The organism is Salinicoccus jeotgali, assembly GCF_055379195.1.
In genome coordinates this window covers 1782265-1807374 of sequence record NZ_AP043830.1, presented here as the reverse complement: position 1 = coordinate 1807374, position 25110 = coordinate 1782265, and the positions used below count along the sequence as shown (strand labels likewise).

25 protein-coding genes are annotated in these 25110 nt (G+C 47.5%); 16 read left to right on the top strand and 9 right to left on the bottom strand.

All coding sequences use genetic code 11. From position 1 onward, the window contains the following. The first annotated feature begins 85 nt into the window (after positions 1–85). The 7 genes from ACZ43I_RS09345 to phoU all read left to right on the top strand — a co-directional run bounded on the left by ACZ43I_RS09345 (position 86) and on the right by phoU (position 7254). A complete protein-coding gene (locus tag ACZ43I_RS09345) occupies positions 86–784 on the top strand; it encodes a response regulator transcription factor (protein ID WP_344701805.1) in 699 nt (232 codons plus the stop codon). Beyond that, positions 781–2562: a two-component system histidine kinase PnpS gene (pnpS, locus tag ACZ43I_RS09340; protein ID WP_344701803.1), complete on the top strand. Its 1782-nt coding sequence runs from the start codon at positions 781–783 to the stop codon at positions 2560–2562. The genes ACZ43I_RS09345 and pnpS overlap by 4 nt, the downstream gene beginning before the upstream one ends. Before the next feature lie 311 nt (positions 2563–2873). Further along, complete coding sequence (locus ACZ43I_RS09335) at positions 2874–3857, top strand: phosphate ABC transporter substrate-binding protein PstS family protein (RefSeq protein ID WP_344701801.1); 984 nt, start codon at positions 2874–2876, stop codon at positions 3855–3857. A 70-nt stretch (positions 3858–3927) separates the two neighbouring features. After that, the gene (pstC, locus tag ACZ43I_RS09330) at positions 3928–4857 is read left to right on the top strand and encodes a phosphate ABC transporter permease subunit PstC (RefSeq protein WP_344701843.1); all 930 of its coding nucleotides are present in this window, start codon (positions 3928–3930) and stop codon (positions 4855–4857) included. A gap of 1 nt (position 4858) precedes the next feature. Further along, positions 4859–5737, top strand: coding sequence for a phosphate ABC transporter permease PstA (gene pstA, locus ACZ43I_RS09325; protein WP_344701800.1), 879 nt, complete (start codon positions 4859–4861; stop codon positions 5735–5737). Positions 5738–5752: 15 nt separating this feature from the next. After that, a complete protein-coding gene (pstB, locus tag ACZ43I_RS09320) occupies positions 5753–6601 on the top strand; it encodes a phosphate ABC transporter ATP-binding protein PstB (protein WP_344701798.1) in 849 nt (282 codons plus the stop codon). Beyond that, entirely contained in the window at positions 6598–7254 is a 657-nt protein-coding gene (phoU, locus tag ACZ43I_RS09315; protein ID WP_344701796.1) for a phosphate signaling complex protein PhoU, read from the top strand. Before pstB ends, phoU begins: the two co-directional genes overlap by 4 nt. 172 nt (positions 7255–7426) lie before the next feature. Here phoU and ACZ43I_RS09310 read toward each other — a convergent pair whose 3' ends face one another. Next, positions 7427–7717, bottom strand: a complete 291-nt coding sequence (locus ACZ43I_RS09310) for a 4a-hydroxytetrahydrobiopterin dehydratase (protein ID WP_344701794.1) — start codon at positions 7715–7717, stop codon at positions 7427–7429. Between the two features lie 71 nt (positions 7718–7788). Then, complete coding sequence (locus tag ACZ43I_RS09305) at positions 7789–8919, bottom strand: NADH-dependent flavin oxidoreductase (RefSeq protein ID WP_344701841.1); 1131 nt, start codon at positions 8917–8919, stop codon at positions 7789–7791. Positions 8920–9093: 174 nt separating this feature from the next. On the opposite strand from ACZ43I_RS09305, the gene ACZ43I_RS09300 reads away from it, so the two are divergent. Beyond that, entirely contained in the window at positions 9094–9867 is a 774-nt protein-coding gene (locus ACZ43I_RS09300) for a CHAD domain-containing protein (protein ID WP_344701792.1), read from the top strand. A 69-nt stretch (positions 9868–9936) separates the two neighbouring features. Here ACZ43I_RS09300 and ACZ43I_RS09295 read toward each other — a convergent pair whose 3' ends face one another. Next, the gene (locus tag ACZ43I_RS09295; protein WP_344701790.1) at positions 9937–10200 is read right to left on the bottom strand and encodes a hypothetical protein; all 264 of its coding nucleotides are present in this window, start codon (positions 10198–10200) and stop codon (positions 9937–9939) included. Between the two features lie 229 nt (positions 10201–10429). Between ACZ43I_RS09295 and ACZ43I_RS09290 the strand changes: the two genes are divergently transcribed. Then, positions 10430–10654: a hexameric tyrosine-coordinated heme protein gene (locus tag ACZ43I_RS09290; protein WP_344701788.1), complete on the top strand. Its 225-nt coding sequence runs from the start codon at positions 10430–10432 to the stop codon at positions 10652–10654. A 54-nt stretch (positions 10655–10708) separates the two neighbouring features. On the opposite strand, the gene ACZ43I_RS09285 is transcribed toward ACZ43I_RS09290, so the two are convergent. Next, positions 10709–11599 (bottom strand): patatin-like phospholipase family protein, encoded by an 891-nt coding sequence (locus ACZ43I_RS09285; RefSeq protein WP_344701786.1) that lies wholly within the window; start codon positions 11597–11599, stop codon positions 10709–10711. A gap of 142 nt (positions 11600–11741) precedes the next feature. Between ACZ43I_RS09285 and ACZ43I_RS09280 the strand changes: the two genes are divergently transcribed. The 4 genes from ACZ43I_RS09280 (at position 11742) to nhaC (ending at position 16069) form a co-directional block, all read left to right on the top strand. Beyond that, positions 11742–11966: a hypothetical protein gene (locus ACZ43I_RS09280; RefSeq protein ID WP_344701784.1), complete on the top strand. Its 225-nt coding sequence runs from the start codon at positions 11742–11744 to the stop codon at positions 11964–11966. Between the two features lie 158 nt (positions 11967–12124). After that, positions 12125–13096 carry a YsnF/AvaK domain-containing protein gene (locus ACZ43I_RS09275; protein WP_344701782.1) on the top strand — a complete coding sequence of 324 codons (972 nt, stop codon included), beginning with the start codon at positions 12125–12127 and terminating at the stop codon, positions 13094–13096. Between the two features lie 432 nt (positions 13097–13528). Then, entirely contained in the window at positions 13529–14614 is a 1086-nt protein-coding gene (locus ACZ43I_RS09270; protein WP_344701781.1) for an NAD/NADP octopine/nopaline dehydrogenase family protein, read from the top strand. 30 nt (positions 14615–14644) lie between these two features. Beyond that, on the top strand, positions 14645–16069 hold the full coding sequence (nhaC, locus tag ACZ43I_RS09265) for a Na+/H+ antiporter NhaC (RefSeq protein ID WP_344701779.1): 1425 nt from the start codon (positions 14645–14647) through the stop codon (positions 16067–16069). 59 nt (positions 16070–16128) lie between these two features. On the opposite strand, the gene ACZ43I_RS09260 is transcribed toward nhaC, so the two are convergent. Then, entirely contained in the window at positions 16129–16824 is a 696-nt protein-coding gene (locus ACZ43I_RS09260; RefSeq protein ID WP_344701777.1) for a DUF554 domain-containing protein, read from the bottom strand. 126 nt (positions 16825–16950) lie between these two features. Between ACZ43I_RS09260 and ACZ43I_RS09255 the strand changes: the two genes are divergently transcribed. The 3 genes from ACZ43I_RS09255 to ACZ43I_RS09245 all read left to right on the top strand — a co-directional run bounded on the left by ACZ43I_RS09255 (position 16951) and on the right by ACZ43I_RS09245 (position 20669). Continuing rightward, positions 16951–17274 (top strand): TIGR04104 family putative zinc finger protein, encoded by a 324-nt coding sequence (locus tag ACZ43I_RS09255; RefSeq protein WP_344701775.1) that lies wholly within the window; start codon positions 16951–16953, stop codon positions 17272–17274. Positions 17275–18401: 1127 nt separating this feature from the next. Then, complete coding sequence (locus ACZ43I_RS09250) at positions 18402–19712, top strand: MFS transporter (RefSeq protein ID WP_344701773.1); 1311 nt, start codon at positions 18402–18404, stop codon at positions 19710–19712. A 12-nt stretch (positions 19713–19724) separates the two neighbouring features. After that, positions 19725–20669, top strand: a complete 945-nt coding sequence (locus ACZ43I_RS09245; protein WP_344701771.1) for an ornithine cyclodeaminase family protein — start codon at positions 19725–19727, stop codon at positions 20667–20669. Between the two features lie 58 nt (positions 20670–20727). On the opposite strand, the gene ACZ43I_RS09240 is transcribed toward ACZ43I_RS09245, so the two are convergent. The 4 genes from ACZ43I_RS09240 to ACZ43I_RS09225 form a co-directional block, all read right to left on the bottom strand. Next, complete coding sequence (locus tag ACZ43I_RS09240; RefSeq protein WP_344701769.1) at positions 20728–21885, bottom strand: cation:proton antiporter; 1158 nt, start codon at positions 21883–21885, stop codon at positions 20728–20730. 2 nt (positions 21886–21887) lie between these two features. After that, positions 21888–22373 (bottom strand): cation:proton antiporter regulatory subunit, encoded by a 486-nt coding sequence (locus ACZ43I_RS09235; RefSeq protein ID WP_344701767.1) that lies wholly within the window; start codon positions 22371–22373, stop codon positions 21888–21890. Positions 22374–22711: 338 nt separating this feature from the next. Then, positions 22712–24115, bottom strand: coding sequence for an FAD-dependent oxidoreductase (locus tag ACZ43I_RS09230; RefSeq protein WP_344701763.1), 1404 nt, complete (start codon positions 24113–24115; stop codon positions 22712–22714). Between the two features lie 139 nt (positions 24116–24254). Then, on the bottom strand, positions 24255–25106 hold the full coding sequence (locus ACZ43I_RS09225; protein WP_425568296.1) for a YitT family protein: 852 nt from the start codon (positions 25104–25106) through the stop codon (positions 24255–24257). Positions 25107–25110 lie beyond the last annotated feature (4 nt).

Sequence of the window (25110 nt, the reverse complement as noted above, 5' to 3'; positions counted from 1 at the left end):
AAGGTCCCACATGATATACTCAAAATGGTTTTCCGACAAATGAAAACATTAAAAAAACCTGATATATACGGAAGGAGCAATTACTGTGCATAAGATCCTTGTAGTGGATGATGAGCCATCCATTGTTACATTGATAAAATTCAATTTGGAAAAGGCTGGATACATAGTGATTACAGCGGAGGATGGTCGGCAGGGGTTGGATCTTTCTTTGACTGAAAAGCCCGACCTGATCGTACTGGATCTGATGCTGCCAGGAATGGATGGAATGGATGTCTGCAAGACACTCAGGCAAGAAAAGGTCGAGACACCCATCCTGATGCTCACAGCAAAGGATGAAGAGTTCGATAAAATTCTAGGTCTGGAGCTCGGCGCCGATGACTATATGACGAAGCCTTTCAGTCCAAGGGAGGTGGTGGCGCGCGTCAAGGCGATTCTCCGCAGGACCCAGATACAGGAGCCCCCTGTCGATGCAGCTACAGTGATCAAGCTCGGTACACTAGAAATACATACCGACACCTACGATGTCTATGTCCGCGGCGAACAGCTCGTACTGACCCCAAAGGAGTACGAACTGCTCCTCTATCTTTCAAATCATAAGAACAAAGTCCTGAGTCGCGACCAGCTGCTGAATGGGGTGTGGGACTTCCATTATGATGGCGATACGCGGATCGTTGATGTCCATATAAGTCATCTGCGCGAAAAGATCGAGGCCGACCCGAAACGTCCTGCCTACATCCGGACCATCCGGGGGTTCGGCTACAAGCTCGAGGTTCCTTCAGAATGAAGCGTCTATGGTTCAGGATCGCATCCGCCTTCTTCATCCTGATACTCATCCTGATACTCATCCTGTGGTTCATCCTTGCAGCACTGCTGAAGAATGCCTATACAGATATGACCCGCGATCATCTTATCGAAAATGCACAGATGGTCACACAGATCATCAGCGCCTCGGAAAGCTATGATGAACGTGAACAGCTGCAGGAACTCATCAAAAACTTTGAGCAGCCGATTCAGATGCGCTTTACAGTTGTGGATACGGAAGGTGTCGTGCTTGCCGATTCCGAAAACGACCCTGAAAAAATGAACAATCATTTCGACCGTCCTGAAATACAGGATGTACTTCAGCAGAATGAGACATTCGGAGAATCAATCCGCTACAGTACAACGCAGGACTTCAATATGATGTATGTCGCCCTGCCACTCGTTTCCGAAGGGGAGACTGTAGGAGCAGTCAGGAGCTCCCTGTCCCTCGGCATCATTGATGATGCCATGGACCAGCTAAGGTTCAGCCTGTCTATTGCCCTTGGTCTGATGTTCCTGATGGCCGCCATTGCGACCACCATGCTTGCAAGGAGCATCACACGACCGATCGACACCATCATGAATGTCACTTCCCGCCTGAGAAGGAAGGACTACAGCAGCCGGGTGAGCACGGAGGCAAAAGGTGAAATCGGCGACCTCTCCCAGTCCATCAATGCGCTTGCTGCAAGTCTGCAGAGCCAGATGAAGGAGATAGAGGAGAATGAACAGCAGCTTACGAGCATCATCTCTAATATGGTGAGTGGTGTCATGCTCGTCAACCAGGACGGGAAGGTCACATTGATGAATGCATCGATGGAAAAGTTCCTTTCCCAGCATAAGGATAACCTGATCGGCCAGCCCTATGAGAAAGTCGGTGAACGATTCGCCCTCAGTCCGCATATACATGCCGTCTTTGAAACCAATGAGAAGGTTCACGAAGAAGTCCACTCCTATTATCCGCACGAACGCATCATGGATGCCCACCTTGCCCCCTACTATGGCCAAGGATGGCAGCAGTGTGGCGTCATCATCGTCCTCCATGACATTACGGAGATAAGGAGACTTGAAAAGATGCGCAGTGACTTTGTGGCCAATGTCTCGCATGAATTGAAGACACCAGTCACTTCGGTCAGGGGGTTCTCCGAGACGCTGATGAGCGGGGAAGTGACCGATGAAGAAACCACTCAGCAGTTCCTCAAGATCATACACGATGAAAGCCAGCGGCTCGATCGCCTGATCAGGGACCTTCTGAACCTCTCCAAAATAGAGAAGCAGGAGATGCCTCTGAACCTCGAGCCTCTAAACCTGACGGCACTCGCCCATGAGGTTTCCGTTACACTGCAGGGGGCCATCGAAGAGAAGAAGACACGGCTGGCCCTTCCAGATCCATCAAGGGATGTATATCTGGAGGGGGATGAAGACCGTCTCAGACAAATCATACTCAATCTGGTGGGAAATGGCATTAACTACACTGCCGAAGGTGGGGCTGTCAAGTTATCACTGAAGGAGGATACGAATAACGTCCGCCTGATTATAGAGGATGATGGCATCGGCATCCCTGAAGAGAGCCTCCCCCGCATATTCGAGCGCTTCTATCGTGTTGACCGGGCACGTTCCCGCCACTCCGGCGGCACAGGCCTCGGTCTTGCCATAGTCAAACACCTGATAGAATCCCACCGCGGGGAAATAGAGGTCGAAAGCCGTGAAGGCGAGGGCACGACCTTCACCGTGACGCTGCCGAAAAAGCAGGAAGACAGCTAACGGCCTGTGTGCGGATTCCGGCCAAAGCACGTAAAAATAAAAAGGCTCTGCTTCCTTCTCTAAGATGCACCCCTAAAGTTGAATTCCAAATTTCAACTTTAGGGGTGTTTTTATATGCATAGAAAATACTTAATAGATTCTAAGCTGAATGTGATTCAAAATTACTTGAATGGTGACCTGGGGGGGTTCGGCGTTGGTGTTTTTTCATATTTACACAATCTTTACAAACCATTCATTTCAAATTTACATTCATCCGATAGAGTAGGGCTTGTAGGAAACACAACACTTATTTTATTGGAGGAGTTCGGGTAATGAAAAAGAGTATCTTTATGGCTGCATTGCTGATGAGCCTAGTATTCATTCTGGCAGCGTGCGGAGGGGGCAATGCAAGTGATCCATCTGAAGGAAGCACAGGGGACGGAAGCGGAGATGGTTCCGAAGCCAGTACAGATGCAGAAGCTTCTGCATCAGGCAGCATCTCCGGCGACGGATCTTCAACAGTAGCCCCGATTCTTGAACTGATAAACGAAGATTTCAACGCTGAGTACCCAGAAGTCCAGGTTTCCATCGGTGTCTCCGGTACAGGTGGCGGTTTTGAGAAGTTTGTAGCCGGTGAGACGGACTTTCAGAACGCATCCCGTGAAATCAAGGAAGAAGAAGTTTCTGAGCTGGAAAAGGCAGGCATCGACTTTACAGAATTCAAAGTTGCGAATGACGGCCTGACGGTTGCAGTCAATACGGAGAATGATTTCGTCGACTACCTGACTTTCGAAGAGCTGCAGACGATCTACAATGGCGAAGCTGAAACTTGGAGCGATGTCCGTGATGAATTCCCTGATGAAGAAATAACAGCTTATGCACCGGACCAGTCACACGGCACACACGACTTCTTCAAGGAAGCGGTCATGGAAGATGGCGATATCACAGCTGAATTGAACCAGGACACGAACGTCATCTCCCAATCCGTGGCAAGCAGCGAAGGTGCGATTGGATTCTTCGGATATAACTACTACATGGTGAACCAGGAAAATCTGAAAGGTGTTCCGATTCAAGGTACGGAAAGTGAAGAGCCTGTTGAAGTCAAAGAAGAGACTGTCATGAGCTATGAGTATCCGTTGGCGCGTCCACTGTTTGTATACGCCAAGGATGAATCCTTTGAAAATAACGAATCGTTCATGCAGTTCATGGAATACACTCTGAACAATGCTTCATCTGCAGCGGAAGAGGCAGGATATGTTGCACTGACTGAAGATGAAATGAAGGAACAGAAGGACAAGCTCGAAGCATTCAAGTAGGTATTTGGCACAATAAAAGCAACTGGACGGGAAGTCCCCGTCCAGTTTAAAGTATTTTGAAACGAGGTTCATTATGAGTGATTATAATATTCGTGAAATGATAGACAATAAAAAGGGCAGACGGAGTACAGTCTTTATGGAGAAGGCAGTGCCGATCATCTTACTTCTCATCACGTCGGTATCCGTATTGACGACCATAGGTATCCTTATAACATTACTGTCAGAGACGGTAATGTTCTTCACCCGGGTCTCCCCGGTGGAATTCCTGACTTCGACCGAATGGTCTGCGTTCAGCTCTGACCCTGAGTGGGGTATTTTTGCCCTGATCATGGGAACTATGAAAATCACTGTGATTGCAGTCGCTTTTGCAGTACCGATTGGCCTTGGGGCTGCCATATATTTAAGTGAATATGCAAGCGATCGGGTGCGCCGGGTAATCAAGCCGATACTCGAAATCCTTGCCGGCATACCGACTGTCGTTTATGGGTTTTTCGCCTTGACTTTCGTCACTCCTCTGATCAGGGGCGTATGGCCTGAAGTCAACCTTTTCAACGCAATCAGTCCAGGTCTCGTCGTCGGAGTGATGATCATACCGATGATTGCAAGCCTGAGTGAGGATGCGATGAGCTCCGTTCCGAATACCATTCGGGAAGGGGCACTCGGTCTCGGCTCTACAAGACTCGAGACGGTGTTCAAGGTTGTCCTGCCTGCTGCCGTTTCGGGCATCATGGCCTCGATTGTCCTTGCGGTTTCCCGGGCAATCGGCGAGACGATGATCGTTTCGATTGCAGCAGGGAGTACTCCCAATGCAAGCCTGAACATCATGGAGTCCCTACAGACGATGACGGGCTTCATCGTTCAAGTAGCCTCGGGCGACGCCACTTACGGCAGTGACGTCTACTTCAGCCTCTACGCCGTCGGCATGACGCTTTTTGTCTTCACACTGCTGATGAATGTGATGGCACAATGGTTCTCACGGAAATTCAGGGAGGAATATTAAGATGGAATTGATCGATAAAAAGTCTATAGGAAAGAGATTGAATGGAAGGCTGATGCTCAACAAGGTGCTGAAGTACATCTTCCTCCTGTGCACCCTGGTGGGACTGGTCGTTTTGGCAACCTTGTTGATCGATACTATCATCGACGGGTGGAGCTACTTGACGGCTGACTTTTTCACGAACTTCAGCTCGAGCCGTCCTGAGAATGCAGGCATCAGAGGCGCACTTATCGGTACATTATGGCTGATGGGCACTACAGCGCCCATCGCAATCATCCTTTCTGTAGGTACAGCCCTTTATCTGGAAGAATATGCACCCAAAAATAAGCTTACCGGCTTCATAAAGATAAACATCTCGAATCTCGCTGGGGTACCATCGGTTGTGTTCGGTCTACTCGGCCTTACGCTGTTCGTCAGAATGGCCGGACTCGGGAATTCCGTCCTTGCGGCCGCACTGACGATGTCGCTTATGATCCTGCCCGTCATCGTTGTGGCTTCCCAAGAGGCCATCCGGTCGGTTCCATCTTCCATACGTGAAGCATCCATTGGCATGGGGGCGACAAAATGGCAGACGATTACCCGAATCATACTTCCCGCCTCATTACCGGGGATCATCACAGGAATCATTTTGTCACTTTCCCGCGCAATCGGGGAGACGGCTCCCCTCGTCGTCATCGGCATACCGACGATTCTGCTGTTTACACCGACAAGTGTATTCGATACATTCTCAGCGCTGCCGATGCAGATATTCTCGTGGGTCAAAATGCCCAATCCAGAATTCCAGTCCATTACAGCGGCAGCGATACTCGTGCTTCTGTTCATCCTGTTCCTGATGAACTCCGTAGCAGTTTATATAAGGAATAAATACTCTAAGCGTTTTTAATCTGGAGGCTTTAATATGACTTTGACAAAAGTAAAAGAGGAAAAAGATATGATAATAAATGACCCAATAACCCAGAGCAGGCCTGCAGGTAGCAAACCAGTTGAGCAGTCCCAACCGGTATTCCAGACAAAGGACTTCAACCTGTGGTATGGGGACAATCATGCCCTGCAGAATATCAACCTTGACTTCAACAGGAATGAAATCTCCGCAATCATCGGTCCTTCAGGGTGCGGTAAATCGACTTTCATTAAAGCTCTGAACCGCATGGTGGAACTCGTGCCCATCGTCCGGACCGAAGGGGATATACTCTACAGGGATCAGAGCATCTTCGATAAATCGCTGACTGTGGAGGAACTGCGCACAAAGGTGGGGATGGTATTCCAGAAGCCGAATCCATTCCCGAAATCCATCTACGACAATGTCGCATACGGCGCACGTGTTCATGGGATCCGCAACAAAAAGGTACTGGATCAGGTGGTGGAGAAAAGTCTTAAGGGCGCTGCCATATGGGATGAAGTGAAGGACAGACTGAGCGATAACGCCTATGGGCTTTCCGGCGGCCAACAGCAGAGAATCTGCATCGCCCGCGCGTTGGCGATTGAGCCGGATGTCATTCTGATGGATGAACCGACAAGTGCACTCGACCCGATTTCCACAACCAAAATCGAAGATTTGATGCAGGAGCTGAAGAAGGACTACAGCATCATCATCGTGACACACAATATGCAGCAGGCAGCTAGAATATCAGATCGCACGGCGTTCTTCTACCAGGGTCATGTCATTGAATATAACCGGACGAACGTCATCTTCGAGAAGCCGAAGGATCAGCGTACCGAAGACTATGTTTCCGGAAGGTTTGGATGATGGTCTACCGTGGAAAGTTTTCCGATGAGATGGAAAGGCTCTATGGCAATGTAAACACACTCGGTCACGAGTGCTACAATCGGCTGAGGGGGAGCACGGACATCCTTTCAAGTCAAAATACGGAGTATGCCAGAAAACTCGTGGCAGATGATTTCAGGATCAACAGGTTGGAAGAGGAGATCAACACACAGGCCATAAATCTGATAACTACCCAACAGCCTGTAGCCACCGACCTCAGGCTCATCATCTCTAGCATCAAAGTGGCAGATGATCTCGAACGGATCAGCGACAACATCAGCAACCTTGGAGAGGTGAGGAAGCGGGTACGCATTACGAATGAAAGATTGCTGTTGCGCCTGTCCACGATGGAAAACCTCGCACTGTTGATGCTGGCAGATGTAAAAACCGCCTATGACACAGAAAATATTGAACTCTGTACTGAAATCATCATGCGGGATGAAGACATCGATGCACTCTTCGTCCAGATCACCACATCAGACATCTTTGAGGAGACCGATGCCTTCCTGACAGGCCAAAGCCAATTGTGTGCAAAATACCTGGAACGCATCGGAGATCATATAAAAAATATGGCGGAACATGTCTTCTATGTACTGACAGGTGACAAACATGAAAGCGGAAAGCAGATGAAATAGGCCCTGGAATCCTCCAGGGTCTATTTCTATGCGATAATTTCAGGTTATGGTTTTTCTTTGGTACACCGAATCTCTGCCTATCACAAAAGAACCCCCTCCAGGTCTACAGATGTGTTATTTCATCTGTAGACCTGGAGGGGGTTAGTTCAATTCTATGCAATTGCTTTTTGGCTTATTTCATCTCATTTTCATACAGCCGGTAGATGTTTTCACACGCTTTACCGCCTTGGATGTCTTTTTCAGTAAGCTGCTTTTTGGAGAAAGTGGTCCATGATACAGTAACTGCGGTATGGTTGATTACAATCTTAGGGTGGTGTTGGACACTTTCTGCATAGATGCCGATTTTTTCGACGAAGGAGATGGCATCCAGATAGCGGTCGAATTTGAAGGTTCGTTTGATTTTTTCATCTTCCAGCGTCCAGTCATGCAGTTTCTCGACTTCGGCTTTAACATCACTCGTCATGACGCCTCCTTATAGATAGTACTACAATGTATCTACCCTGGAAGGGGCGGTGACAACCATCGTTATACTGCCTACTGGTCTTTACGTGGCACCGGATAGAACCCTTTTTTTAGCTGCTGCCACAGGGGTTCCGGCAAGTCATGCATGTCTGCTCTGTCCGGATCGAACACATTTGTAATCTGATCTTCTTTGCCATGTGCAATCTTATGGACGAATTCATGGTCAAGCAGAAGCACACGGCCCAGGCCAAGCAGATCGACACGCCCGGTCTTGATTGCGTCCGCTGCCTGATCCGCTTCGAATATGGAACCGATGCCGATCAATGGCATGCGCCCATCGATCCATTCATGGAGTAGGTCAATACGCCTCATGCCTTCATATTTACCCGTACGCACTGTGGAATGGACATCGAATAATGAGGCGTGGAGATAATCCAGAGGTTTGGTGATGAGTTTCTGGATCAGCGTTTTGGTGATTTCCATGTCGATCCCCGGATCAGCCGGTTCTTCTGGTGAAAATCTGTAGCCGACGATGAAATCTTCACTGCCATGTTCTTTGGCTGCCTGGATGACTTCATCAACCACTGCCAGCGGGAAGCGGTAGCGGTCCTCACCCCATTGATCTGTACGCCTATTGAAGTGGGGGGAGACGAACTGGTGGATGATGTAGTGGTTCGCGCCGTGGATTTCAACGCCGTCGAAGCCTGCCTCTACCGCACGACGCGTCGCTTCTCCGAATGCTTTTATCGTCGATTCGATTTCATCGGGTGTAATTTCCCGCGCGTCGTGGGGTTCCTTTTCGTTGAAGCTTTGCATGGTGATTGCGCTTGGTGCAGCGGCGTCACCTTCAGGCGTCAACTCGGGTAGAGCTTGGGCGCCGCCATGGTGGATCTGCAGAATTGCTTTCGCGCCGCCTGCCTTCATTGCTTCCGCAAGACGTGACATGCCTGCGATATCAGAATCGCGGGCGATTGACGGTTGTCCTGGGAATGCTTTGCCGAGTCCCGTGACGTTCGATGCAGCTGTCAGGGCCAGACCGACATCTTTGGAGCGTTTACGGAGATATTCGATTTCAGCCTCTGATACCGTACCATCCGCATTTGAAGAAATATGCGTGAGGGGGGCGAGGACGAATCTATTCCTCAGTGCGGTGCCGTTCGGCAACTGCACCGTTTCGAACAATGGTTCATATGTTTTGGTCATCATATAAGTTTCCTCCAGATTCTACTCTTTGTTGCAACAAAACATACTATACAAGTCGAATTTATATTTATCAATTCATCTGTTCAGTTGTCAGGTGGACTTCTCGATATGCAGTAATTATGTGGATAAAGGGTATAGTATGGTGACAAGCATGAGAGGAAGGGGAGGAACAGGATGGAAGCACTTCAGGAGATATTGTATAAACGGCTCAAAAAGATCAAACAAGCATATAGAGACTACGAGAATAATCCGTATAATCCGGCATTGGTGCATGAATTGCGTGTAGATACCAGAAAATTGAGGAGCGTCATCCATTTCCTTAAACATGCATTCGGCGAAAAGGAATACAATCGTATCAATCGGGAATTGAAATCATTCGCAAAGACTTACGGCCGGCTTAGGGAACTGGATGTACTTACGGAAGTGTGCAGTACAATCGCATTGAGGCAGCCGGATTTAAGTGAGCATTATTACGATATGTTCAAATATCTGCGGGAAGAACGCAATAGGGAAATGAAGCGGACATTCAATAAAACGAATATTGAAGCATTCAATGGAATGCTCGAATCCGTCGAGCAGGCAATCGATATGTTGTCCATCGAAATGGATACAAGTATTGAGGATTACATCACTGACAGGCTCAAAACGAAAAAAACTGTCCTCATCAAAGAATATGAAGAATTGGATATGACCGATTACAATGCAGTGCATGACGTCAGGAAGCGGGCGAAGAAGTTGAGATACTCTGCCCGTTATTTGAGGCCATTGACAGGAAAGAAGCATAAGAAGACCATTAAAAGGATGAAGAAGATCCAGAATGCGTTGGGCAATTACACGGATGCCCATGTCAACGCCGAACTGCTCGATGAATTGGGTGCCAAAATGAAAAATGAGGAATTGAAGAAGCTGTTTGCTTATATGGGCAGGATAGAGAATCAGTCTAAATGACTTTAGGGAGAGCGAATTGTGCACCCAAAATAAAGGGGGGAATCCGATGTTCGGATTCCCCCCTTTATTTTATTGCTGCTTCTTAGACGCTTCTTCACGCAGTTCATTATAGTACAGCACGCTTGTCATCGCACCTTCATCGACCATGTTGGCATCATGCTCTTCGTCTGGCTTGCCCAACTGGATGGTATAAGGGTCATCCGTCCAGGTGCTGGCTTTCCTGATGACCTTGTCTACACCCCGTTTGACCGTTTTCTGGTTTTCTTCCTTCGATAGATAGGCAGCTCCTGCCAGAATCCCCGCTGCACCAATCAACTTTGTAACTTTCCCCATGAAATATCCTTCCTTTCCATTTGAGAAAATGACTGTACTTCTCATCCAATACTTGTTACTTCTATTATCTCATAATTGTCTGTAAAATGGAAATATAGCGAATATTTTCTGATGTGTAGACAACTACAACAGCGGTTATGCATGAAATGGAATAGTGAAAAGTTACAATCAGGTCTCGGTTTCGATATAATGTAGGTGAGGCATAAAATATATCGGGGGGGATTCGTTTATGGAAGAATGGCTGACAAGTTTAAAGACAGAGACACCGCAGCAGGGATTCCATCCGGCAGTGAAGTTGGCACGTAAGGGCGTAGGGCTGACGCAGCCTGATGCGGAAGTACGCAAGAAACTGCGCCCGGTCTACGCAGAAGATGCAGACAGTCTCACAATGGCATCCCAGGTGATTGCGATCCATTACCAGACGATTGCTGCTGCCAATGATTATTGGAAATGAGCATAAAAGAGTCTAAAAGGCGCATACATCGTATGCGCCTTTTAAGAGGTCGTACTATGTCGTTTTACCTTGAGCACTCTGAGTCTGGGTGGAAGAAGTGGGCCTGAGAAAAGAGCGGAGTGCATCGTAATGGGTTTTGGCATCTTCCCAGCCGAGTTGATAAAGAGCTTCAAGCCGCTCTTTCTTCCGTTCAGCCCGGCCCACCTTCAAGTCCACGGAAGGGCTGAGGACGAAGGCTGCACCATGCTTCTCCTGTCTATATACATAATGGAGCGATTCGTTATAGAAACGGTAGCGGGTAGCAAGCCTGTCGCTGATTGCCGGATGATTTTTATATTTGATGAGTTTCGATATCCGGCCCGGCTTTTTATAGTATCCCCGCGGTTTGGTCAGGATGACGACATTTTTAGGGAAACCATCATTTTCCGACTTTTTGATCGGAATCGAATCGGAGATGCCGCCATCCAGCAGTTCGCGGCCTTCAAATTCTACACGCGAGGCAACGAAGGGCAGAGAACTGGAAGCCCTCAGAAGTGTGGCGATGGATGAAGTGTCGTAGTCCTCTTTTTTGAAGTAGGCAGGTTCACCGGTCTCGCAATCGGTTGCGACGATGACAAACTCTTCCGGTTCCTGCATCAATGTCTCCACATCAAAGGGAACAAGCGTATTGGGTATTTCATCGAATATGAAGTCCATGCCGAACAGTTCGCGTTTTTTAATGGAGTTCGATAATGACATATAGCGTTTGTCATCCATATAGTCCAGGTTCACTTTGCGATTGCGGTCCTCCTGGCGCGCCAGATATGAGGCGCCCATACAAGCCCCTGCAGAAACCCCGATGACATAAGGAAAGTAGAGCCCCCGGCTCATGAAATATTCCAATACCCCGGCTGTATACAATCCACGCATGCCGCCACCTTCAAGCACCAATCCTGTATCCGTCATAAAAGCGATCCCACCTATTTATTAAATGTTTCAAGCATATAATAAGCCATTCTATCAGATAGCAGCCTCTCATGTAAGAGGCCATAAGGGTAAGGAATGTAATATGATACACTTGAATGACTATAATCATGGAGGGTCTGGTATGCGTGAATGGAACATAACAGCGATAGTCCTTGGACTGACTTGGGTGATTGCATCCTATTCAGTGATTCGAATAATACTTGCCTCCTCGCCTGGCGCTTTTTCAGTGGTTTTTGTAGTATCCATTATAATCCTACCACCGATTTTGATAAGTACACTGTTCGAAAATATTCTGAAATATGATTTTTTCAACAAGGATTATAAGTCGGATAGAAAAAATAAATAGCTGAGACGTCCACTCCGACGTCATATCTCCATCAGAAATAAAGATAGACGTTTTAAGAATGGAGTCACGGGTATACTTTGAATGAGCCGAACGGATATGAAAATATCCATATCGCGGTACTCGCAAATTGTAAAAATTGTAACGAGGAGGAATGGAAAATGCGTAAGATTGAAGCGCTCCCTACAGAACAAGATGTAAAACAGAGACTTGATGAACTTAAAGCAGAAGGCGTCGCAGAAGAGGATATTACACTCGTCTCCAACCGCGACCTGCAAGCTGGAGGTGCATTCAGTGCCTATTCCGGCGTTGATATCAAACATTCTACCGGCAGTACGTGGGACAAAGTGATGTCATTCTTCACTGGGGATGATCCTGAAGATCAGACACTCAACAGCATGAACCTGTCCTCGGCAGAAGAACGTGAATACCGGGATGCATTGGATGCAGATAAAATTCTACTCCATGTATCAGATGAAGGCAGCAGAAACGATACAGCTCGAAGTGACATGAATAGAAATGATGCAGCTTACGGTAGCGGCACTGTAGGTGCTGCGGGAGCGGGCCTTACACCTGGCGTCGATCGCGAAGATGATAACCTGGGTGACAAGCCTGGTGCCGGATTCGATGCAGACCGCAAAGACCGGAATCATGACGATGAAGCCACCATGGAACTGCGTGAAGAACGTCTCAATGTCGAAAAAGATAATGTGCAGACAGGTGAAGTCAACGTAGATAAACATGTCGAGACTGAACGTCAGGAATTCGAAGTGCCTGTCGAGCGTGAAGAAGTGACAGTTGAAAGACGCAAAGTGGATGACGGGCGTCCAGCCGACGGTGATTTCACAGACAGTGATGAATCCGTCCGCGTGCCAGTCAATGAAGAACGCGTCAATGTCGATAAAGAGAGCGTAGTATCCGAAGAAGTCGTCATCAAAAAAGATAAAGTCAAAGATACTGAACATGTTTCCGAAGATGTGCGCCATGAAGATGTCGACATCCAGGAAGACACAGAAGACCGCGGACTGGATAGGGATCGCGGCTTGGATAAAGACTTGGACAGAGATAGAGCAGATGGAAGACAGTCCGATTTTGACTACGATGACAACAAAGGAAGAAACGACAGAATATAATAAGAGAAATCACGGCCCTGGGGCATTGCTCTTGGGCCGTATTTTTTGTATAACGTAGTGACTATACTTATATTCTGGAACTTATTAGGGCATACTCGCCAATGCGGAGTCTACTCTCTAGCGACTTGAGAATCAAATTGTCATATACATGTGCCGCTTCAACATACAGATAACCGTTGATTGTTTTCGCAAGGACATTTAAGCTTAAAACATATAAGGACTGAATTTTATATTAATTACATTACAAGGGGGACTGTTTATGAAAATGCTGAAGCTCATTTTAACCTTCATTTTGGGAATGATTATTGCATTTATTTTGATTGCATTGTTCGGTAACCCTCTGATGTAGGATATAGGATGGCCTAAAATGTCTTATATTTCATCAATAGGCAATATGGTTATGGATATTTTGAAGAAAGGGATGGAGATATCATGAAGGTTTCAATCATTGGTGCCGGGAACGGCGGAATTACTGCAGCTGCAGATCTTACTGATAGGGGGTTCGAGGTTTCATTGTTCGGCGCGACGGGGTTCACAGATGATTTGTCAGCAATCGAAAAGAATGGAGGCATCACCCTGAAGGACGAGAAGGGGGAGCGTCTTGTGCCGTTTTCCAACGTTACTGCAGACATTGAAAAAGCAGTTGCGGGAGCGGATGTCATCATGCTGACCGTGCCTGGTTTTGCGGTTGAGAACATAGCGGAGCAGCTTGCGCCTGTGGTTACGGAAAAACAGGTGATACTGATCAATGGTGCAGGCGCGATGGGGGCTGGCAGATTTGTGAATAGGGCCCGACAGCTTGGCATCGACAAGTCATTCAACATTGCCGAGACCAATTCGCTTACATATGGCACGCGAGCATTTCCGGAAGCGGCACGGGTCGAAGTCTCCCTGTACGTCAAAAAAGTATTCCTTGCTGCATACCCGAGCTCGAAGACAGATGAACTGTTGGATGTCTGTTCACAATTGTATGACTGCCTTGTGCCGGCTGAAAGCAGCTGGCATGCAGCATTGGAGAATGGCAATCCTGAAGTGCATCCTGGTCCTGCTCTATTGAATGCGGGCAGGATTGATTATTCGGAAGGCGAATTCTGGCTGTATAAGGAAGGGATCACCGAGCATACAGTCAAACTGCTGAAGGCGGTCGAGGATGAACGGATGGCGATCGGCAAGGCATTTGGATATCACTTGGAAGATGCGACAGAGAGTAGGGCGAACCGGGGTTACTTCGAGGATGATGGCAGAACACTCAAAGAACTGTTCAATACGAGCGAGGTGTACTCCAATATAAAAGGGCCGGTTTCCATAAACTCCAGATATTTTACCGAAGATATTTCAAGTGGCCTCGTATTATGGTCAGGGATGGCGAAAGCAGCTGGTGTTGCAACCCCGAACATTGATGCCATCATCACTTTAGGCTCGACCTTGTTTGATGAAGATTTTTACGAAAGTGGACTTACCTTGGACAGCCTTGGCTTTTCAGGACAATCAGCAGAAGAGCTGATCAGGAGTGTATAAAATAACGCAACAGATAAAGGAGCAGGATATATGAAGCGTGCACCAACATTTTTCGAATCCATATCATGTTTTATAATTTTAGGTTTGGTCGTCGGAGTCGGATTCGGCTACTTCGGCATCCCGATCCAGCCGTTGCTGCTGGTTGCAGCAGCCTATGCAGCACTCATCGCGCTGCGTGTCGGATTGTCGTGGAGGGAGATGGAAGAGGGCATCATCCTCCGGCTCAAAACGGCGATGCCGGCAATATTCATTTTGTTTTCTGTCGGCATCATCATTGGCACTTGGATCTACGCCGGCACAGTGCCGATGATGATCTACTACGGTCTGCAGATGATCAATCCGACCTATTTTCTTGTCACGGCCTTCGTCATTGTGGCGGTAGTATCCGTCGCCACCGGTACGGCCTGGGGATCCACAGCGACTGCAGGTGTCGCTCTGATGGGGATTGCGGCTGAATTGGATGTCTCCTTGGCCATGGCCGCAGGTGCGGTCATCTCCGGTGGTGTATTTGGCGATAAACTATCCCCGCTGTCGGATACGACCAATCTTGCGCCCCTTGTCGTCGAAGTTAACCTCTTTGATCACATCAAGCATATGCTCTGGACGACGGTACCGGCATCAATCGTCGGGCTCACCGTGTGGTTCTTCGTAGGGGTCAATACGGAGTATGGTTCACCGTCTGCCGACAATGTGCAAGGATTACTGGGTGAGTTGGATATGGTCTACAATTGGAACCTGTTCATGCTCATTCCGTTCATCATCATTTTATGGGGGGCTTTCACCCAAAAACCTGTTGTGCCGATGATGCTTTTGTCGTCGCTGGTAGCGGTCTTCATCGGGATGTTCTCCAACGGCTTCGCACTCGTCGATGGGTTTACTGCGATGGCGAACGGCTTCAGTACTGACATGATAAAAGCATCAGGCTTCGATGCGGCAGCTTTGTCCGAAAACGCGACGACGCTGATTGCGCGCGGCGGAATATTTTCCATGACGACGATTGTAGTGACGATCTTTTGTGGGTATGCTTTCGCCGGCATCGTTGAGGCGGCAGGCTGCCTGGATAAGATCCTCGAGAGTTTTTCACGCCTCATCCACTCCACATGGCAGCTGGTGGGTGTGACGATACTCGGCAGTGCAATCATTGTATTCACAGCCGGTGTCGCTTCGATCTCCATTATCATGGTGGGTGTGCTCCTGCAGGATGCGTATGCCAAGCAGGGGCTGCATGCCAAAAACCTGTCGCGGACGCTGGAAGACTCGGGAACCATGCTGCTGCCATTCGTACCGTGGGGCGTCTCCGGCATCTACTACTGGGAGATTCTCGGCGTGAGTGTCGCAGATTATTGGATCTGGGCAATTCCCTGCTACTTATGTGTCGTATTCGCAATGATCAATGCCAAGACCGGCATCGGCATTGCGAAAGCAGACGATCAGGCCACTGCTGGATCGCGTTAGGAATGACACAATCAAAAGGCGCCATCTAATATTTTAGATGGCTCCTTTTAGTATTAACATTAGTATAGGATGAAGACGAGCAGCATGATGATCGGGATGGCCGGCAGCATATTGGCCACACGGATGTTGACGATACCGAGCAGCCTGATGCCGATTGCGATGATCATGATGCCACCGACCCCGGTTATCTGGGCGATGAACTGCGCCATCATTTCAGGCGGAATGAAGCGGTCGATCTGTGCCGCAAACAGAGTGATGGATCCTTGGAACAAAAACACCGGTAGGGCAGAAAATATGATGCCGATGCCGAGTGTCGAAGTGAGGAAGATGGAGAATATACCGTCTATAAGTGATTTGGTGAACAGCAACGTATGATCTCCACGCAGACCACTGTCCAAAGCACCAACGATGCCCACCGCACCGACGACATAGACGAGTGTCGCTGTGACGAATGCTGCTGCCACACCGCCTTCCTTCGCCCCGGTTTTCGTTTCAAGCCAGACGCCGAAGTGGTTCATCTTTTCTTCAATCTGCCATTTTTCCCCAAGCATGGCGCCGAACGCTATACTGATTACGACAATGATGAGGCGTTTGCTTTCCATGGCCATATCCATACCCAGGACGATGACTGTAATGGATAGCCCCTGGATGATGGTAGTTTTCATATTCTCGTTGATGTTGCGCCAAAACAGTCCGATGAAGCTTCCGGTGATGATGGCCAGTACGTTTACGGCCGAGCCGAGCAGAGACAGCATGTAATTTCCTCATTTCATTGATGTGAAGCGTCTGGAGCGCCATTTGTTAATTCGTATAATTATATTATTCCAGGAATTGATTGTCAAAAGGATTTTAGTTAAAGTGAATAATGGAAGCGGTTAGAAATGAGCGGAAGGGAGGAGACAACGATGCCGACTTGCCAAAATTGTGGTAGTAAATGGAGTTGGAAGCAGACCTTTAAGCGGTCGTTTATATTAATCGGTGGAATGATTTGTCCATATTGTGGGGAGAAACAGTACCTCACAGCACAGATGAGAAAAAGAAGCACCCTAATTATGCCTATAGTGATTTTTTTAATTTTGTTAGGTAATCTTTTCTTTGGACCTTCCTATATCGCCTTATTCGCTATTTTAGGCGTAATACCTCTAGCAGCTATAATATATCCTTTTTTTGTTGAACTATCGAATGAAGAGGAACATCCATTTTGATGTGTTTTATATTTTTGGGATTGGAATTGACAGCTTGATTTTAAAATAAAGGGTTCTTTTTCCATCTATTCATTTACACAAGATATTTTACGCTCTTACTAAAAGATATAAATAGAAGTAAATATAATATATACAAAGGCAGCAAGAAATAAGATGCTTGTTTTCTTGTATCCTTTTATGTAGTCATCAATTGCGATTGTCAGGAATAGCATGGCCATAGCTATAAAGGCCCACGGCATCAATTGATTGTTATCGGTGATTAGTACCCACAAAGAAAATGTAGCAGTGATACCTGCAAAGATGAGTCTCAATATGAAAAGCATAGAATACTCCTTTTTTAATGTTGATGAGAAATTATTTCTCGTGGATGGTTTGAGCAAAATAGAAAAATGCCTTTGTTCCAATTTTGCGAAGGTATATATCAACAACTCTATAACATAAGAAAGCGAAAGGATATACTTTATGACGAATGAAAATAAGAAAGCTTGGTTAAATTTGGCGTTACCTATTATATATACGTGTGTATTATTCTTTGTTCCTGAAATAATGGATGATTTTGTGAAATTCATCATTACTTTATTTATTGTTATTATCATTCAGTTTTATTTCACAAAATTTTTGAATAAGAGGTTTCCATCTAGTGATGATTTAAAGGATTGAGATTTAAATATTCTACACTTTCTTATGGATTCCATATTGTATCTTCTATTAATATTTTATACATAAAAAACACTTGCCACAAATTATTCTTCTTTGGTGGATTAGTATCTTTATCCCTCATAGGTATTGTTCTTTTCAGGATAAGTGTTTATATTCTCTATAATATTAATTTCAATTTTCGTGTGACGTAATCGGAAAAATCCTAAAAATTTAAGTGTTGTCGGTAACAGAGGCCGTAGGGTATCTGTCTACCGACTTTTTTGTTTATTCAGGTGGTTTTACCAAACAGTTTCTTGACATAGTAAAGAATGCACAAGGTATGGGACTATCGAAAAATAGTTAAAAGTAATACTAGACCATTACCCCTTACAGTAAAATATCCGGAGTATTTAATAGATGTGGGAATTTAAAGAATATTATGATAAGGTAATAACTGATGTAAAATTTAGTGGAAAAGAGGTATGGAAATGGATAAAAAATTAAGGAGGAAGGTGCTGGTCGCGAGTCTGGTCGGATCCTCGATCGAATGGTTCGACTTCTTTCTGTATGCGGCAGTCGCGACAATCGTCTTCAACAACCAGTTCTTTGTAACCGATGATCCGGTCGTCTCGACGATGCTTGCCTACTTTGGACTGGCACTGTCATTCTTCATCCGTCCGTTCGGTGGTGTCATATTCGGCCATATTGGAGACAGGGTGGGGCGTAAGAAGACACTCATCATTACGTTAAGCATGATGGGAATCGCAACGGCCCTGATTGGCCTATTGCCTACATATGGACAGATCGGTCTTATGGCACCGATCTTACTGATGGTCCTCAGACTCATCCAAGGTCTCGGTATAGGCGGAGAGTGGGGCGGTGCACTACTGCTTGCTACAGAGTATGCGCCGAAGGAGCAGCGTGGCTTTTTCGGCAGTGTGCCCCAGATGGGTATCACAATTGGTCTGGTGCTGGCATACACGAGCTTCTTCATATTGACAGGGCTGTTATCGCCGGAAGCTTTTGAAACGTGGGGCTGGCGTGTGCCGTTTGTGTTGAGCTTGCTGCTGGTTGGATTCGGCTTGTGGATTCGTAAGGATCTGGACGAGACGCCTGCTTTCCAGGAAGCGAAGAAAACCCAATCCGTGCAGAAAGTACCTTTAATCGAAACATTCAAGCGTCATCCAAAAGAAGTGCTGATCACCTCATGTGCAAAGTTCGTTGAAACGGGGCCCTTCTATATATTCACGACGTTCATCGTTGGATATGGGACCAGCCAGCTTGATGTATCATTTGAATTCATGATGATTTCAATCGTCATCGCCGCATTCCTGACGACGATCATGATCCCGATCATGGGAGCTTTGTCTGATAAAGTGGGGCGCCGTAAGATGTTTTTAATCGGTTCGTTTGCCATGTTGGTCTATGCGTTCCCGTATTTCCTGATCGTCAATACGCATGAACCGATACTTGTCATCATCGCAACATTGATTGGCCTGACCGTAATCTGGCCACCGATCACTGCAGTGCTCGGCACGATGTTCTCTGAAGCATTCAGTAGGGAAGTACGGTATACAGGCGTTACGATCGGTTACCAGATCGGAGCTGCGTTGGCAGGTGGATCTGCCCCATTGATCGCCCAGTTCCTGATGAATGAATTCAACGGTTCGAGTGTACCTGTATCACTCTATATCATATTTACCGCAATCGTATCAATAACAGCAGTATGGGCGATAAAAGGCGTCCAGGCGCAGGATCTCGAATACGCACAGGACCAGGCGGCAAAAGCAAAAGTATAGAAGGAGCTTATTATGATTACACTTACTGATGAACAGATCCAGAAAGAATATTTGATGAAACATGCGATCGAAGATGTTAAACACGTGCTGCAGGATTTAAGGGATGACGGCATTCTCCAGTCGGTCCGGACTGTGCTGCCGGTCGATGAAGACAGTTCAATGCTTTACATGCCATGCATCAGCCGGGCATCGAAGACTTCCATCATAAAGACAGTGTCCATCTTCCCGACCAATGCCAGCCTGCCGACAACGCAAGGGAACGTCCTTGTGACGGATTTATCGGATGGCCAACATAAAGCGACGATGGATGCATCCTATCTCACGCGCCTGAGGACAGGTGCGATGAGCGCCATCGCAACCGATAAGCTCGCGCGTAAGGATGCTGAAGTGCTCGGTGTCATCGGCACCGGAAATATGGGGTTCGAACAGGTCATCGGTGTGGTTGAGGTGCGCGACATCAAAAAGATCGTACTCTTCAACAGGACAGAGGAAAAAGCGCACCATTTCGCAGAACAACTGAAGTCAGCAGGTGTTAAGGCAGAATTTGAAGTGGCGGCCCATGTATCAGAAGTCATCGAAAAAGCCGATATCATCAACTGTGCGACACAGTCGACTGAACCGGTGTTTGAGGGGAGAAGCCTAAAGCCGGGCGTTCATATCAATGGAGTGGGGTCATTCAAGTCTTCAATGCGTGAGATGGATAATGAAACAATCCAGCGGGCTGATAAAATCTACGTCGACGACATCGAGGCCATAAAAGAAGAGGCGGGTGAACTGATGTATGCTGTAGAGCAGGGTGTGATCGGATGGGATGACATCCAAGGTTCGCTTGTGGATTATTTTGATGCCCCTTATTTAAGGGAGTCGGATGCGGAAATTACATTGTATAAATGCGTCGGTGCAGGATATTTTGATCTTGCGGTGGCAAGCGGCGTGATGCGGATGTTCGCAGAATAGCATATTTCCATCTACAACAAAGGACAGGCCTTTTTAGGTCTGTCCTTTGTTTCGTCTATTATGAATTTAATTTGGTTGGTCCAACAATCCGTTTTGCCCATTTTGTGGCATTCTGGAACATGATGACTCCAATCAGAGCGGAAAAGAGTATGAAAATACCGCTGAATGTTTTCAGATCACTTGTCGCCAAAGCAGCGATGATGATCGAAAACTCTCCGCGCTGGGTGAAGGACAGGCCTGCACGCAATGCTTCTTCACGGTTCAATCCGTATTGTCGGCCACCATATATACCGACAACTACTTTGGATGCAATCGACCAAGTCAGGAGGACGAGTAACAGTCCGAGCATTGGTATGCCATTCAAGATATCTATCGTTGTACCAAAGTAAATGAAGAAGACGGGCATGAGCAGATCCCGTAGATTCCTGATCTGATTCTGCAATACAGAAGATTGCTGCGATTCTGCAAGCATTATTCCGGCCAGGAATGCTCCAAGCACTTCAGACAACCCGAGTGATAGGGCAAGCCCTGCATATAACAGACCCAGCCCGACGACGAACAGGATGAAAAAATCCTCTGATACATAATGATCTATGAAATCTTTCATGTTGCTGAATATCACTTTTCCTATCGCTAGTGCGCCAATGATCAAAATAATGATTTTGACGAAGACGAAAATCATTTCTGTCGGCGAGATGCTGCCGCTCAAATACATGCTTGCGATGACCGCGACCAGGATGGGGGCGATGATATCTTCAAAAATGAGCACTCCAAGAAGAAAATCGGCGTCATTTTTAATCAGGCGGTTGTTCTTTTCAAGCAATTTTGCAGTGATGGAGGAACTGGTGGCATAAGCCACGCCACCTACCAGCAACGCGCTCGGTAGATCGAGGCCGAACAGCAGTGCAATGGCAGTGGAAACCCCGAAAGATAAAGCCAGGTCGATCAGGCCGGGCTTGTAGATTTTCATGGCAAGATATCTCAACTGTTGAATGGGAAATTCCATGCCGAGCATAAAAAACAGCATGACAATCCCCACTTCAGCGGCAAATTCCATCAAATCCGAATGCTGCATGAAAAGACCGAGGGCAAGGCCCGAAAATAAAAATATGATGACGTCGGGAATTTTGAACTTATGTGCGGCAAATCCACCGACGAACAGCACCATCAGCAGCAGTCCTGTTAAAAACAGTTCGGATACGGTAAAGATATCCATGTCTACTGCCTCACTTTACAAGCATCTTCAAAAGCCTCGATAGGATCATATTCTCCGATGACGAGCAATATATCCTCTTTTTCTATCACAAAATCCTGCTGCGGTTTTGGCGTAATATCATTGTTACGGCTTACTCCGACGATGGATACCCCGTCAGGGACATGATGTTCTGCTTTTTCAATTGTGAGGCCTGCAATGATGGAGCCGGAATTGACCTTCAACCAATCCACCATCATTTGTTTACGTATCAGGCGGAATCGTTCAAAGTCTTCCTGCACCACCGTGTCTTTGTTTACATCCATCATCTTCATGGCGACATCCATCGCTTCATTTGGGGTGAGCGAAAAATTATAGTTGACCTTCCTGTCATTCTCCAAAATATAGAATTCTCTTTTTCCATTGAGATGCAGGATCAGATAAATTTCAAGCCCTTCACTGGAGATCAATGAATATTTCTTTCCGATACCCGGTAGGTTCTGTTCTTTCATTAAACTTTCCTCCTTTATGATTGGCCGGACTGTACAGACATTATACACGAAAATGAGCCATTTGATTGTTTGCCGCTCTGCAGCGCCGCCAGTAATAAGTATGAATGGTGGCGTTTAGAGTGTATCGTATTTGGAATGGCACTTTATGAGTGGGGCATTATAGTCCAGGTACAGGCTATGGAGTACATGCCAATAATCAAAGTTTCAAAGAGGAAGGCATACCAGCATCCTGCCTCTTTTCTTCTAAGCCATCTTCAGTCCGAACCGTGCGATATAGTCTTCAATACTGTCGAGGTCATCAATCGTCGCAGCCACTGCCACATGCCCATCCGGACGAATCAATAGGGCGGCATTTTGCGGATACCTTTTTGCTTCATCTCTTTCGTCCACGGCGTGTGGTGAAGCGGTAGACCGGAGCGATCGGACAGCGCTTTAACTTTGGCGTTCAGGCGTCCGTAGACGTGCAGCTGCCAGTCCACGCTCGCAAGCGGGCTGAAGTTATCACCGTCCGCGAGCCTAATCCACGGGAGCCGATCACCGCCTTGGATACTTCCGCTTCTGCTGGTGCTCAATGGGCTGTCACGATAATGGATCCTAGTTTGGGAAATGATCTTAAAAAGCATCCGGCGCACTGCGGCGAAACGCATCAGTTGCGGAAGAACATAGGGCATGATGATGTTGCGGAACCGTTTTCGGTTGACTGCTTCCTTGAAAACCTTATCCGTCGTTGCAACGAGCTTCCGTGCGAAGGCCATCCGTTCCGGCTCGTAACTATCGAGGACGGCAGCATCCATCCGGCCCTGCACGGTGAAGGTCAGTTTCCATGCCAGATTGAAGGCGTCCCCGATTCCTGTATTCATACCTTGGCCACCTGCTGGACTATGGATATGTGCGGCATCGCCCAAAATGAAGGCACGACCCACCTTGAACGATTCCGCCACGCGGTGATGGACTTTGTAGGATGAGTACCAGTTGATGGTCCCCACTTTGACAGGCAGCACGCTTTCGACATGCGGGATAAGTGGAGTAAAGGTTTCCGGTGGGTCTGGATTCATGAGGTAGGACGGGATGACACCGATCAGACGGACTGTGCCACTTGTACGAATGTTGACGGCAAGGTTGAATTCGCTGCCCTGGAAGCCTGCTGACATCCCTTTGAACGACTGCGTGTTCTCAACATCCGCAACGAAGAACATCTGGCTGTACGTCCCGCCCGGGAAGTCCAGTCCAAGTTGGTGGCGTACCGTGCTGTGGGCGCCATCAGCGCCGCATACATACTGGAAAGTTGAAGCCGATCGCTCCCCACAGCTGTCGATGATCGCTTTGACATGATCGCCTTTATCTTTGAACGACACCAGACTGCTCTGCCATTCGATGTCGATCCCTTTTGACTCCAAGTATTCAACCAGGATCGACTCATGGACATCTTGGGCCAGACTCAACAAATAAGGGTAGGGCGTGATACCCCGGCCCATTTCTCCTAGCGGGATGCGGCCCACCTCCTTTTTATCTTTATGGATATGAACGGCATCTTCCACGATGCCTGCGTCTCGCAATCGCTCAGCCAAGCCGAACTGCCGGTAGAATTCGAGCGTCCGTGCATGGACGGCGATCGCCCTGGAAGTCGTGCCGGAAGATGCGTTTTGTTCGATGATGCGGAAGGGCACATTGTGCTTCTCGAGACCGACGGCGAGCGCAAGCCCCGTCGGCCCCGCACCGACGATCAATACTGGTGTTGTCATATATCTCACCTCCATTGGATGATGGGTGTTAAACCACTATACCCATTCTGTCTTGCAATCGATCCCAAAAAAGTTGTATAAAAAATAGCACCCCCAGATTTTCACTAGGGGTGCTGCATCTATTCTTCACTTATTATTCTTATACGAATGAGCTGCCGAGGACGCTGTTGACATCATTGACCACGACAAATGCATCTTCATCATACTTCTTGATGAGGCGTTTGAGGCGGGTCAGTTTGTTTTTATTGATGACGACGTAGAGGATATCGTTCTCCTCGCGGGCATAGAACCCTTTACCGCTCATCATCGTCACGCCGCGGCCGATTTCACTGTTGATCAGCCTGCCGAGCATTTCGGGATGCTTGGAGATGATGGTGATGGCCTTTTTAGGATTCATTCCTTCTATGATGAAGTCCATCACCTTAACCGCGATATACATGGCCACGATGGTCAACAGTACTTTTTCGACCGGCAGGACCGTCAAGCTGAGCAGGATGACTACGAGGTCAAATGCGAGGACGGCATTTGCGATCTTTACATCCAGATATTTGTGGGCGATCCGGCCCAGTATCGCAGACCCCGCCGTCGTCGCGCCGATCCGTATGACGAGGCCGTTCCCCATCCCGATGAACAGGCCGCCGAAGATGACGTTCAGCATCACTTCATCCGTCTGAAGTGTGATCGGCTCAGTCAGCCCGAGGAAGAACGACATCATGATGACTGCGAATATCGTGTAGTACATCGCCCGTCTTGAAAGGTATCTGAAGCCCACCAGAAGCAGGATGCCGTTCAGTACCAAAGTCGAAATGGCCGGAGAAATGTCAAATGCATACAGGAGTATGATGGCCAGGCCCGTGACGCCACCTTCCCCCAGGTTGCCCGAAATCATGAAGGCGTTGACGCCTACAGAAAAAAGGAACGAACCGATGATCACAGCAGCGATGTTCAACAACGTCTGCACTGTGAAGACCGGTGACATGAATAACCGCATCTTC